The 11730-nt window shown below is 61.7% G+C and carries 12 protein-coding genes and 1 tRNA gene; 5 read left to right on the forward strand and 8 right to left on the reverse strand.

Features of this window, described 5'->3' with window-relative positions; all coding sequences use genetic code 11:
* Window positions 1-65: 65 nt before the first annotated feature.
* The 4 genes from ACTNBU_RS08630 to ACTNBU_RS08645 all read left to right on the forward strand — a co-directional run bounded on the left by ACTNBU_RS08630 (window position 66) and on the right by ACTNBU_RS08645 (window position 1759).
* On the forward strand, window positions 66-254 hold the full coding sequence (locus ACTNBU_RS08630) for a hypothetical protein (RefSeq protein WP_441032859.1): 189 nt from the start codon (window positions 66-68) through the stop codon (window positions 252-254).
* A complete protein-coding gene (locus tag ACTNBU_RS08635) occupies window positions 251-484 on the forward strand; it encodes a hypothetical protein (protein ID WP_441032861.1) in 234 nt (77 codons plus the stop codon). The genes ACTNBU_RS08630 and ACTNBU_RS08635 overlap by 4 nt, the downstream gene beginning before the upstream one ends.
* Window positions 465-761, forward strand: coding sequence for a sigma-70 family RNA polymerase sigma factor (locus ACTNBU_RS08640; protein ID WP_441032863.1), 297 nt, complete (start codon window positions 465-467; stop codon window positions 759-761). The genes ACTNBU_RS08635 and ACTNBU_RS08640 overlap by 20 nt, the downstream gene beginning before the upstream one ends.
* Window positions 762-871: 110 nt before the next feature.
* Entirely contained in the window at window positions 872-1759 is an 888-nt protein-coding gene (locus ACTNBU_RS08645; protein ID WP_441032866.1) for a YitT family protein, read from the forward strand.
* Between the two features lie 632 nt (window positions 1760-2391).
* Here the strand turns inward: ACTNBU_RS08645 and ACTNBU_RS08650 are convergent.
* From ACTNBU_RS08650 to ACTNBU_RS08685, 8 genes are all read right to left on the reverse strand, one after another.
* Window positions 2392-2467 (reverse strand) — tRNA-Gly (locus tag ACTNBU_RS08650).
* 59 nt (window positions 2468-2526) lie between these two features.
* Complete coding sequence (locus tag ACTNBU_RS08655) at window positions 2527-3303, reverse strand: hypothetical protein (RefSeq protein WP_441032869.1); 777 nt, start codon at window positions 3301-3303, stop codon at window positions 2527-2529.
* A gap of 58 nt (window positions 3304-3361) precedes the next feature.
* A complete protein-coding gene (locus ACTNBU_RS08660; protein WP_441032872.1) occupies window positions 3362-3955 on the reverse strand; it encodes a lactate utilization protein in 594 nt (197 codons plus the stop codon).
* Between the two features lie 70 nt (window positions 3956-4025).
* Window positions 4026-4880, reverse strand: coding sequence for a YitT family protein (locus ACTNBU_RS08665; protein ID WP_441032875.1), 855 nt, complete (start codon window positions 4878-4880; stop codon window positions 4026-4028).
* Between the two features lie 48 nt (window positions 4881-4928).
* Window positions 4929-7187 carry a DNA gyrase subunit A gene (locus ACTNBU_RS08670; protein WP_441032878.1) on the reverse strand — a complete coding sequence of 753 codons (2259 nt, stop codon included), beginning with the start codon at window positions 7185-7187 and terminating at the stop codon, window positions 4929-4931.
* Window positions 7180-7953, reverse strand: a complete 774-nt coding sequence (locus tag ACTNBU_RS08675; protein ID WP_441032880.1) for a formate/nitrite transporter family protein — start codon at window positions 7951-7953, stop codon at window positions 7180-7182. Before ACTNBU_RS08675 ends, ACTNBU_RS08670 begins: the two co-directional genes overlap by 8 nt.
* A gap of 30 nt (window positions 7954-7983) precedes the next feature.
* Entirely contained in the window at window positions 7984-8319 is a 336-nt protein-coding gene (locus tag ACTNBU_RS08680) for a hypothetical protein (RefSeq protein ID WP_441032883.1), read from the reverse strand.
* Window positions 8320-8420: 101 nt separating this feature from the next.
* Window positions 8421-10415: a DNA gyrase/topoisomerase IV subunit B gene (locus ACTNBU_RS08685; protein WP_441032886.1), complete on the reverse strand. Its 1995-nt coding sequence runs from the start codon at window positions 10413-10415 to the stop codon at window positions 8421-8423.
* A 432-nt stretch (window positions 10416-10847) separates the two neighbouring features.
* Here ACTNBU_RS08685 and ACTNBU_RS08690 point away from each other — a divergent pair, with 432 nt between their 5' ends.
* A complete protein-coding gene (locus ACTNBU_RS08690; protein ID WP_441032889.1) occupies window positions 10848-11531 on the forward strand; it encodes a helix-turn-helix transcriptional regulator in 684 nt (227 codons plus the stop codon).
* Window positions 11532-11730 lie beyond the last annotated feature (199 nt).

The following is an 11730-nucleotide window of genomic DNA, read 5'->3' on the forward strand; positions in this document are numbered from 1 at the left end:
TGATATATTAGCAGAAACCTGCCTTTTTGTCAACCACATTTTTTGCTTTTTTAGGAGGAATTTTTTTGACGTCATTCACACCCGAAATTCACACCCGGCGGGTCCTCTGTTCCCTCTGCGGGACGGAGATCGGTCCGGGCGAATGCTGCTGGGTCATCAACGGCGCCGTCATCTGCGGCCAGTGCCTGCCGGAATACGCCCGCCAGGATTACCGGCCCTGCCGGCGCATTGTGGGAGAGGAGGAACGTCTATGACTTTGCTGGAGCTTTCCACTACATATCTGGACAGCGCGGACCTGCTCCGGACCCGCATCCGGGAGCTGCGGCTGGCCCAGCGGGAGGCCGTGGACCCAGAGGTTGTCCGGCAGTTGCAAAGCCGCATCAGCGCCCTGGTGCCTCTGCTGAAAGAGATGCGGGAGCTGGCGGCCCTCACCGCCCATTACTACGACAGGGGGTATCACCGCAATGAAAAATACAGCCTCTAAGAAGCGGGTCATCGACTTCAACGCCGACCTCCAGGTCTGGATGCGGGAGAACGCGGAGGACAACTCGGAACAGCTGTCCCGGCTGAAGCGGAATCTCCGTCAGGCCCGGGAGCTGGAGCTGACGCCCCGGCAGCGGCAGGTGCTGGCCATGCACTTTGACCAGGACCTGTCCGTGACGCAGATCGCCCGGGAGCTGCACGTCAATCCCTCCACCATCACCCGGACCCTCCAGCGGGCCAAGGGACGGCTCCGCCGCTGTCTGCGCTACGGCTTCTGAGTCTGTCGTGAGGCAGGTGTGAAAATGCCTCTTGCGGTCCCGCCGGTTTCTCCGTATAATCAGGGAAGAAACATCGGAAACTGAGACCGATCACGAGGAGGGCCTGCCATATGTTTTATACGACCCTGCACCACCGCTGGCTGCGGCTGGCCGCCGCCGTGCTGGGCGAACTGCTCTGCGCCGCGGCTCTGAATCTGTTCATCGTGCCTCTGGGGCTGTACACCGGCGGCCTGCTGGGCCTGTGCCAGGTCATCCGGACGCTGCTGCAGGACCAGCTGGGCATTCTGTTCGGCACCTATGACATTGCCGGTATCCTCTACTATCTTCTGAACGTGCCCATCCTGCTGTTCGCCTACAAGACGCTAGGCCGGGGACTGGTCATCCGGACGCTGATCTGCACCACGGCCTACTCCCTGTTTTACAGCATCGTCCCCACCCCCGCGGTACCCCTTCTGGACGATACCCTCACCGCCTGTCTGCTGGGCGGCATCCTCACCGGCATCGGCAGCGGCATCGTGCTGACCTGCGGATGCAGCGGCGGCGGACTGGACATTGTGGGCCTGTGCCTCAGCAAACGGGGCAGCCAGTTCACAGTGGGAAAATTCAGTCTGAGCTTCAACGCCGTGCTGTACACCGCCTGTGCCCTGCTGTTCAGCCCCACCGTGGCCATTTACTCCGTCATCTACAACTACTTTACGGCTATCGTGCTGGACCGGACCCATCAGCAGAACGTCAGCGTCCAGGCCATGATCTTCACCAAGGAGGACGAATCCGCCCTGGGACGGTTCGTCATGGATAAGCTGGGCCGGGGCGTCACCTGGTGGAACGGCACCGGCGCCTATACAGGCCAGCCCGTCCATGTGCTGTTCGTCTGCCTGTCCAAGTATGAGATCGAAGAACTGCGCCATGCTGTCCACGCCATCGATCCCCATGCGTTCCTGGTGGTCCAGGAGGGCGTCCAGGTGGACGGAAACTTCCACCGGAAGCTGGACAATTGATCTGCCGATTGAAAAAGGCCGGAGGCCCAATGGGTCTCTGGCCTTGCCATATCGCCGTCTGAACAAAAAAGCAGGACATCCGAATCGGATGTCCTGTTATACTTGGAGCGGGCAACGAGGCTCGACTCGCTACCGGCATCCCACGAATCGCCGGAGGCGATTCGTGGGAGCCCTGCCGGACCTCTTATTTTGATGCGCTTCGCGCATGGGTGGAGGTAGCGAGTTCTCTCCGTCTGAACAAGAAAACAGGACATCCAAACCGGATGTCCTGTTATACTATGGAGCGGGCAACGAGGCTCGAACCCGCTACCGGCATCCCACGAATCGCCGGAGGCGATTCGCAGGAGCCCTGCCGGACCTCTTATTTTGATGCGCTTTGCGCATGGGTGGAGGTAGCGAGTTCTCTCCGTCTGAACAAGAAAACAGGACATCCAAACCGGATGTCCTGTTATACTATGGAGCGGGCAACGAGGCTCGACTCGCTACCGGCATCCCACGAATCGCCGGAGGCGATTCGCAGGAGCCCTGCCGGACCTCTTATTTTGATGCGCTTCGCGCATGGGTGGAGGTAGCGAGTTCTCTCCGTCTGAACAAAAAAACAGGACATCCAAACCGGATGTCCTGTTATACTATGGAGCGGGCAACGAGGCTCGAACTCGCTACCTCCACCTTGGCAAGGTGGCGCTCTACCAGATGAGCTATGCCCGCAGAACAGGATTAATTTTAACAGACGTTTCGCTGTTTGTCAATCCTTTTCCGCAAATTTCTCATCCATTTTTTTCGTTCTCTGTTCCGTCGGGCCCGGCGCTCTCTTCGGTGCTTCCTTCAGCGGTCTCTTCCGTGCTCTGCCCCGCTTCCTCTCCGGCGTCTTCCGGTTCCGGCTCCGGCACCTGCTCCTGCGTGCCGTCCATAATGAATTCCAGCAGGCCCGCCTTTCCCTCGGCGGGATAGTACGCCACCGTCCAGGGCGGCGTCTCCGTCAGGTCCCACTTCTCCCGGATCTCTTCCACGGTCTGCTCCACACGGGACGCGCTGTCCTCGTTCCAGTAGCCGATCCGCACCGCCAGTTCCGTCTTCTCCGCCATCAGGGCGGCGTTCAGCAGGTCCGGCAGGGCCGCCGTACTGGTGGCGTTCACCACCGCTTGGATCTGTTCCAGGCTCCGGCGGTAGCCCACCCGGACGCTGACCTCGTAGAAGCTCCGCTGGCGCTGGGTCTCAGAGGTGATATACTCCACGGCGTAGGCCCCCATGGGCGTCTCCAGCTGGACCTCGGAGGCCGCCCGCTCCAGATCGTCCGCCACCACGGTGTCGTCCTCATAGCCATAAAGCCGCAGGATGGCGTTCTCCGTGTGCTGGCCCACCAGCAGCAGCAGATCGTTGACGATGTCCTGATAGGACTCCGCCCGCATGGTATCCGCCGTGCCGCTCTCCCAATACTTACTGGAGTGCTCCTCCACCACGGTGTACTCCCGGTCCAGAAGGGAGGCGCAGCCTGTGAGCATGCAGGCACACGCCAGCGCCGCCAATATCCGGATCGCTCTCATACTGCGTCCTCCTCTCATCCATTTTGGACCGTCAGGCCGGTTGGGCATCAGTCCCGCTTTAATATCCCAGTTCCTCGTCCACCAGGACGACTTCGGCCTCCATGCCCATCATGGGCCCCCACAGGACCACCAGTCCCCGGCAGATGCGTCCCGGGCTCTTGCAGTCGTAGCAGCGGTCGCCCTTGACGGCGCAGGGCGTCTTGCACCCCAGGCGCTGGGCGTTCTTCGGGGAGGCGATGTTCCGCGCCCGCCACAGGGCCTCGTCATAGGTGGGGGCCAGCTTGTTGCGGCCGATGACGAAATATACCTTCTCATGGCCGTACAGCGTGGAGGCCACCCGGTTTCCCCCGCCGTCGATGTTGATGATCTCGCCGGTCTCCGCCAGACCGTTGGCGGAGGTGATGTACACCTGGGTGGTCATGGCCTGCTTCCGCTCCTCCGGACCGTTGACCCAGTGCCAGTGGACCTGATTGTGGGCGGCCAGCCGGTCATACAGTCCCATGTCCTGAAGCGTGACGGATCCGCCGAAGCCCACGGTGGTGCCGTCGATGGCTCCGTCCAGATAGGCGGCGGCCTCCTCCTTCGTGGCGAAGCTGCGGACGGTGAAGCCCCGCTGCTCCAGATTCTTTTTGACTTCCGTGAAATCTGCCATGATGTCCTCCCCGCGCTGCCGCGCTGCAATCAATATAGTAATGTATGGGTTCCGCCGCGGTCACGCCGCGTCAGATCTCATCTTTCTGATATTCTCCGAAGCCCTCGCCCAGCACGTCCCGGGCGTCCACCACGATGAGGAAGGCCCGGGGGTCCGTCTCATGTACCAGCTGCTTGATCTGCACGATCTCCTTCTGCTTGAAGGCCACCATCAGGATGTGCTTCTCCGCACCGGAGAAGGCGCCCTCGCCCCGCAGAAAGGTGACGCCCCGCTCCATGGCCAGGATGGCGTCGGAGACCTGCTTCCAGCGGTCCGTGACGATGTAGGCCACCTTGGAGGTGTCCATGCCGTAGAGCACGGTGTCCATCACCTTTGCCTGAACGAACAGGGAGATCAGGCCGTACAGGGCTGCCTCCACCCGGCCGAACACCAGCGCCGCCAGGGACAGGATGACGAAGTCCGGGATCAGCACCAGGTTGCCGATGGGCAGCCAGGGGAACTTCAGCTTCAGCAGCCGGGCCACCACGTCGGTGCCGCCGGTGGTGGCGCCCTGGGAGAACACGATGCCCAGGCCCAACCCCATCAGGGCTCCGCCGCAGAGGCCCGCCAGCATGGGGTCCATGGACGTGAAGGTGTGGACGGCGGCGATGGCGTCGATGGCCGCGGAGCTCAGCAGCATGGCAAACAGGGACGACGTCAGCAGATGCCAGCCGATAAACTTCCAGCCCAGCAGGAACAGGGGCACGTTCATCACGATGGTCATAATGCCCACGGACAATGCCGGGACCACGGCGTTGATGACCTGCGCCAGACCGGTGATGCCACCCAGAGCCACCTGATTGGGCGCGAAGAACCAATCGAAGGCCACGGCGTAGATGATGGAACCGATAGTAATGATCAGATATTGCTTCAGAACTTTTTTCATGGGTCAGCCTCTTTTTCAGATACAGTGATATTGCGCCGGACAGGGCGCTCAGTGCGTCCCCTCCAGGCCCTCGATGCCCAGCTGCTGCTCCTCGGAGTCCTCCTCCCGGACCAGCGCGCCGGCAGCGGGCAGGGCGCGGACGCGGTAGCGGGTGAGGTGGGTAATGGGTGTCTCCTCCACCGGCCGCACACGCTCCAGTTTATAGTGTTTTTTCAAAGTCATGACCGCCACGCCCTGGGTGGACCGGGTGGTCTTGGGGGCCAGCAGAGCGGTGTGGAAGATCAGGCACCGGGGTTCCGTGGAGTACACCGCCAGTTCCCGGTCTTCCGTCAGGGGCAGGATGCAGGCCAGCGGCGACTTGTCGGAATAGGCGCCGGTGAGCTTTCGGCGGTTGGACGTGGTCTGATAGGCAGACAGGGCCACCCGGGCCGCCTTGCCGTTCTCGAAGAAGAACAGCAGCCCGCCGGAGTAGTCTCCGGGCAGCACGGCGGTGAGGACGCTCTCCCCCTCGTCCATGCCCAGCTTCGCCGGGAGATAGTCCCCCAGGACGCTGGCCTTGGCGTCGTCGAAGTCGCTGACCCGGTTCTTGTACACCTGGCAGCGGTCGGTGAAGAACATGATCTCCGCGTTGTTGGTCGTCTCGAAGGACTGGCTGGGGCCGTCGCCCTCCTTGTACTTCTGCTCGCTGCTCATCCGCAGGGACTGGGGCGTGATCTTCTTGAAGTATCCCTGCCGGGACAGGAACACCGTGACGGGATAGTCCGCCGGGGCCTCGTCCTCCACCGCCTCCGGCAACTCGTGTCCGTAGACGATGGCGGTGCGCCGGGGCTGGGCGTACTTGTTCTTCACTGCCGTCAGCTCGTCGATGATGATCTTCCGGATGCGCTTGGGGCTGTTGACGGTGTCCTCCAGGTCCTCGATCTCGTCCCGCAGGGCGTCGGTCTCCGCCACCCGCTTCAGGATATACTCCTTGTTGATGTTCCGCAGCTTGATCTCCGCCACGTACTCCGCCTGGATCTGGTCGATGCCGAAGCCGATCATCAGGTTGGGGATGACCTCGCTGTCGTTTTCCGTCTCCCGGATGATCTTGATGGCCTTGTCAATGTCCAGCAGGATGCGCTTCAGGCCCTTCAGCAGGTGCAGCTTGTCCTTTTTCTTGTTCAGGACGAAGTACACCCGCCGCCGGACGGACTCTGTGCGCCAGGCGGTCCACTCGCTGAGGACCTCCCGGACGCCCATGACCCGGGGCATGCCGGCGATGAGGATGTTGAAGTTGCAGGAGTAGGTGTCCTCCAGGGTGGTGGCCCGGAACAGCTTGGCCATCAGCTTGTCGGGATCCACGCCCCGCTTCAGGTCGATGGTCAGCTTCAGGCCGGAGAGGTCTGTCTCGTCCCGCATGTCGGCGATCTCTTTGGCCTTGCCCGCCTTGATCAGCTCCGCCACCTTGTCCAGAATGGCCTCGATGGTGGTGGAGTAGGGGATCTCGTAGATCTCAATGAGGTTCTGGTCCTTGACATAGCGGTATCTGGCCCGGACCTTCACGCCGCCCCGGCCGGTGTTGTACACCTCCCGCAGGGCCGCCGGATCGCAGATCAGCTCGCCGCCGGTGGGGAAGTCCGGCGCCAGCAGCGTCTCCGTCAGGTCGCAGTCCGGATTTTTCAGATACGCGATGGTGGTGTCGCAGACCTCCCCCAGATTGAAGCCGCAAATCTGGGACGCCATGCCCACAGCGATGCCGCTGTTGGTGGACACCAGCACATTGGGGAAGGTGGTGGGCAGCAGCGCCGGCTCCTTCATGGTGTTGTCGTAGTTGTCCACGAAGTCCACGGTGTCGCTGTCGATATCCCGGAACAGCTCCGCGCAGATGGAGGCCAGCTTGGCCTCCGTGTACCGGGCGGCGGCCCAGGCCATGTCCCGGGAGTAGACCTTGCCGAAGTTGCCCTTGGAGTCCACGAAGGGGTGCAGCAGGGCGCCGTAGCCCCTGGACAGACGGACCATGGTGTCGTAGATGGCGGCGTCGCCGTGGGGGTTCAGCTTCATGGTCTGTCCCACGATGTTGGCGGACTTGGTCCGCGCCCCCGTCAGCAGGCCCATCTTGTACATGGTGTACAGCAGCTTGCGGTGGGAGGGCTTGAAGCCATCGATCTCCGGGATGGCCCGGGAGACGATGACGCTCATGGCGTAGGGCATATAGTTGGTCTCCAGCGTGTGGGTGATGGGCTGTTCCACCACCTCCGCGTGAAGTCCCATGACGTTGGGATTGTCGATATGATGGGTCTTTTCCTCAGGCTGTTTCTTCTTAGGCATTTCGATCCGTTCCCTTTCGGTAGATGTACCAGCAGCCCCCGCCCAGGAACACGGCGCCGCCGATGATGTTTCCGATGGTCACCGGCAGGAGGTTCCCCAGCAGGACGTCCGCCGCGGACAGCTCCGCCCCGGCCAGGACGCCAGCCGTCAGATAGTACATATTGGCCACGCTGTGTTCAAAGCCCGCCATGACAAAGGCGGCAACGGGGAAAAAGAGGGCAATGACCTTGCCCCCGGCGTCGGTGGACGCGGCGGCCATCCAGACGCCGAGACACACCAGCAGGTTGCACAGGATGCCCCGCAGCACCGCCTGCTCCGGCGGCAGGACCTTGCCCATGGCCGCGGAGATCAGGAAGTCCTCTCTCCCGGCGAACACCCCGCCCCACACCGCCATGGCGGCCACTGCCGCCGCGCCGGTGAAATTGCCCATGTACACCGCGCACCAGTTCCGCAGCATGGCCCCCGGCGTGATGCGCCGGTCCAGCAGGGAGATGGCCATGAGACAGTTGCCGGTGAACAGCTCCGTCCCGGTGAGCACCACCATGGCCAGCCCCGCCGGGAACACGCATCCGGCGATGAGCCGCCGCAAAGAGAGGTTCGTCACCTCCATGGACGCCCAGGTGGACGCCACTCCGGCCAGGGCGATGAACGCTCCGGCCAGGATGGCCGATATCAGCATCTTTCCGAAAGGCAGCGCCGCCTTCCGCTGACCCACGCCCACGAAGCTCTCACGCACCTCCGCCGGCGCCAAAAATCGTTTTTCCATATTCTTCTCCATTCGTTGAGGGATCCCTGTTCACTGGGGATGCTTCTTTGCCGCCAGCACCGGCAGGACGCCCAGCAGGCCGATGACCGGCAGGCCCAGCATCTGCGTCATGAGCACAAAATCCCGGTCAAAGCTCACGAAGTGCCCCAGCAGCACACCCACGGGCCAGACGGCAGCGTTCACCAGAAACAGCACGCCCTGTATCCGAGCCCATTTCTTCCGCGTCTTTAGGGACACGCCCCGCCTCCGCCACGCCGCCGCGCCGGTCTTTGCCGCAAGGCAGCCCGCGCCCAACAGGAGGGACAGTCCGGTGATCCAGGCGTACAGCGCCGTCAGAGTGGGAAAATCGTCCCAGAAAGCATTCAAAAGCGAGATGGCCAAGATGGCTTCCGCCCATAGATACGCCAGTTTCCCCTGCAGCCCCTCCAATTTCTGATTTAAAGAACCCGTGTCCTCTGCCCCCTATCCTACGAAATATCCGCCATCTCCAGATACTTGTACCCGTTCTCTGCAATGTGGTCCTTCCGCCCCTGGAGGTTGTCCCCCAGCAGGAGGTCAAATACCGCTGCGGTGCGCTCCACGTCGTCGGGCTGGACTTTGATGAGCCGCCGGGTGGCAGGGTTCATGGTGGTGAGCCACATCATGTCCGGATCGTTCTCGCCCAGGCCCTTGGACCGGTCCACCTTGACCTTCTTCCCCTCCAGTTCCTTCAGGATGTCCGCCTTCTCCTTGTCGGAATAGGCGAACCAGGTTTTCTCCCCGCAGTTGATCTCGAACAGGGGCGTCTCCGCGATATACACGTAGCCCTCCCGGATGAGGGTGGGGCACAGCCGGTAGATCATGGTGAGGATCAGCGTCCGGATCTGGAAGCCGTCCACGTCGCCATCGGTGCAGATGACCACCTTGTTCCACCGGAGGTTGTTGATGTCAAAGGAGGCCAGGTCCTTGACGTGCTTGTCCTTCACCTCCACGCCGCAGCCCAGCACCTTCATCAGGTCGATGATGATGTCGCTCTTGAAGATCCGGGCGTAGTCGGCCTTCAGGCAGTTCAGGATCTTGCCCCGGACGGGCATAATGCCCTGATACTCCGCGTCCCGGCTCAGCTTGACACTGCCCAGAGCGGAGTCGCCCTCCACGATATAGATCTCCCGCTTCTCCACGTCCCGGGAGCGGCAGTCCACGAACTTCTGGACCCGGTTGGCGATGTCGATGGTGCCGGACAGCTTCTTCTTGATGTTCAGCCGGGCCACCTCGGCCTTCTCTCTGGCCCGCTTGTTGATGAGTACCTGCTCGCCGATCTTCTCCGCGTCGAAGGGGTTCTCGATGAAGTAGACCTCCAGGTTGGAGCGGAGGAAGTCCGTCATGGCCTCCTGGACGAATTTGTTGGTGATGGCCTTTTTCGTCTGGTTCTCATAGGAGGTCTGGGTGGAGAAGTTGTTGCTCACCAGCACCAGACAGTCCTCCACGTCCGCCCAGGTGATCTTGCTCTCGCTCTTCTGGTACTTGCCGTTCTGTCGGAGATAGCCGTCGATGGCGGAGACAAAGGCGGACTTGGCCGCCTTCTCCGGAGAGCCGCCGTGCTCCAGCCAGGAGGAGTTGTGATAGTGCTCGATGACGTTGACCTTGTTGGAGAAGCAGCAGGCGGCGGACAGCTTCACCTTGTACTCGTCCTTGTCCGCCCGGTCCCGGCCCTTCCGCTCGCTCTGCCAGAACACCGGTGCCGTCAGGGCGTCCTCCCCTGCCAGCTCCGTCACATAGTCCGCGATGCCGTTCTCATAGAGGAATTCCGTCTCCGTGAATTTCCCCGGCTCCTCCTCGTTCCGGAACCGGAAGGTGACGCCGGCGTTCACCACCGCCTGCCGCTTCATCACGTCGGCGTAGTACTCCGCCGGGACGTCGATGTCCGTGAACACATCCAGATCCGGCAGCCAGCGGGTGCGGGTGCCGGTCTTTCTCAGCTGGTTCCTGGGCAGGGGCTTCTTCTGCAGCTCGCCCACGATCTCGCCCCGCTCGAAGTGGAGGCTGTACTCCAGGCCGTCCCGCCAGACGGTGACGTCCATGTATCGGGAGGCGTACTGGGTGGCGCAGGCGCCCAGACCGTTGAGCCCCAGGGAGTACTCATAGTTGTCGCCGCCGGTGTTGTCGTACTTGCCGCCGGCGTACAGTTCACAGTACACCAGTTCCCAGTTCCAGCGCTGCTCCTTCTCGTTCCAGTCCACCGGGCAGCCCCGGCCCATGTCCTCCACCTCCACGGAGCGGTCGGCGTACCGGGTGACGGTGATGAGCCGTCCATGGCCTTCCCGGGCCTCGTCGATGGAGTTGGATAAGATCTCAAAGACCGCATGCTCGCAGCCGTCCAGGCCGTCGGAGCCGAAAATAACGCCGGGCCGTTTCCGGACCCGGTCCGCCCCCTTCAGCGTGGAGATGCTGTCGTTTCCGTAGTCCTTTTTTCTGCCTGCCATCCGTTGTCCTCCGTTTGCTTCAGTCACAGGGCATACACGCCCATTTTTTACTACTGGGCATTGTATCATACCTTTTCCGCCGGTTCAATATCCGTTCTCCCCGAAATTTCGCCCTTTTCGGCCCCCAAAGGGCCTCTGTTGCACAAATCCCTCCGGATCTGTGCCTGTTTTCGAAAAATGTTGTTGCGCAATGTTTTTCATAATTCTTCGGTCACCTTGACAAACCATTCCCAACACAGGGTTTTGCACATTTTCCACAGAGTTTTCCACACCGTTATGTCAACTTTAAAATTCCTGAAAAAGTTCCGTGTGCTCCATGATACGCCGCCGCTTTCCGCGGCATGATAAAATCCGCCAGGACCGGCCCCGCAACAAATTGTTGCTTGACAGTCCCAGCGGCGTTCTTTTACCATGGGAGCGAGGTGATGACAAATGACCATCGGAGACAACCTGCGCGCCCTGCGCGCAGACAGCGGGATGACACAGGAACAGGTGGCGGAGCAGCTGGGCGTGACCCGTCAGACGCTGTCCAGCTACGAGTCCGGACGGACGCGGCCGGATATCGACATGCTGGTGCGTCTCTGTCAGGTCTACGACACCGATCTGGACGGCATCGTTTACGGGCAGGCCCGGGTGCTGAAGGACCTGCGCCGGGTCAGGCGGACGGCAGTCGCCCTGCTGGCCCTGCTGGTGGGGCTGACGCTGCTCAGCTCCGGGCTGCTGTGGTCCGCCAACCGGTTCTTTCCTGTCAGCCAGGGGCTGCTGACCCAGGACGGGATGGCCGTGTTTCAGCAGCACAGGCGTCTGACAGAGGCGTGGGAGACGGCGGACGGGATCATCCTGGCGGTGTCTCCGGCGGGCTTTCTGGTGCTGCTGGTGTTGACGGCTGCCGGACGGCGCCGCATTCCCGTGCGGCAAAAGCTCCTCTATATGGCGGCGCTGGCGGCGGGCCTTCTGCTGGCCGCCCTGCCCTTCGCCGTCACGGATCCCGTATTTCCGGAGATCAACTATCTGCTGACGCCTCTGCACGTTATTGCGCGGATGCTGCTGTTCTTCGCCGTATCGCTGGTGATGGAGCTTGTGCGGAGGCGGACCGCCGTGCCGGAGAAGCGTTAGGACGCGGCCCGTGTCTGCCCATGGAAAAGGTCCCCATGCCAATGGCATGGGGACCTCAGGCTGTCGAAAAAGTCGAGCATAGCTGGGTTTTTTCGCATTTATATGGTAAAATAAGCATGGGTGATGAAAGATGCTTGAACGAGGGAAGCTGGATCGTGGAATCGTAGAAATCGTGGATACAGAAAGTTTGGTGCCGAAA

Source organism: Dysosmobacter sp. HCP28S3_G4 (assembly GCF_052065175.1).
Taxonomy (GTDB): Bacteria; Bacillota; Clostridia; order Oscillospirales; family Oscillospiraceae; genus Oscillibacter.

What these genes read in the sequence shown, in the direction of transcription:
- ACTNBU_RS08635 (WP_441032861.1), top strand. Translation starts at nt 251, where the DNA reads ATGACTTTGCTGGAGCTTTCCACTACATATCTGGACAGCGCGGACCTG.
- ACTNBU_RS08660 (WP_441032872.1), bottom strand. Translation starts at nt 3,955, where the DNA reads ATGGCAGATTTCACGGAAGTCAAAAAGAATCTGGAGCAGCGGGGCTTC.
- ACTNBU_RS08670 (WP_441032878.1), bottom strand. Translation starts at nt 7,187, where the DNA reads ATGCCTAAGAAGAAACAGCCTGAGGAAAAGACCCATCATATCGACAAT.
- ACTNBU_RS08645 (WP_441032866.1), top strand. Translation starts at nt 872, where the DNA reads ATGTTTTATACGACCCTGCACCACCGCTGGCTGCGGCTGGCCGCCGCC.
- ACTNBU_RS08675 (WP_441032880.1), bottom strand. Translation starts at nt 7,953, where the DNA reads ATGGAAAAACGATTTTTGGCGCCGGCGGAGGTGCGTGAGAGCTTCGTG.
- ACTNBU_RS08655 (WP_441032869.1), bottom strand. Translation starts at nt 3,303, where the DNA reads ATGAGAGCGATCCGGATATTGGCGGCGCTGGCGTGTGCCTGCATGCTC.
- ACTNBU_RS08690 (WP_441032889.1), top strand. Translation starts at nt 10,848, where the DNA reads ATGACCATCGGAGACAACCTGCGCGCCCTGCGCGCAGACAGCGGGATG.
- ACTNBU_RS08685 (WP_441032886.1), bottom strand. Translation starts at nt 10,415, where the DNA reads ATGGCAGGCAGAAAAAAGGACTACGGAAACGACAGCATCTCCACGCTG.
- ACTNBU_RS08665 (WP_441032875.1), bottom strand. Translation starts at nt 4,880, where the DNA reads ATGAAAAAAGTTCTGAAGCAATATCTGATCATTACTATCGGTTCCATC.
- ACTNBU_RS08640 (WP_441032863.1), top strand. Translation starts at nt 465, where the DNA reads ATGAAAAATACAGCCTCTAAGAAGCGGGTCATCGACTTCAACGCCGAC.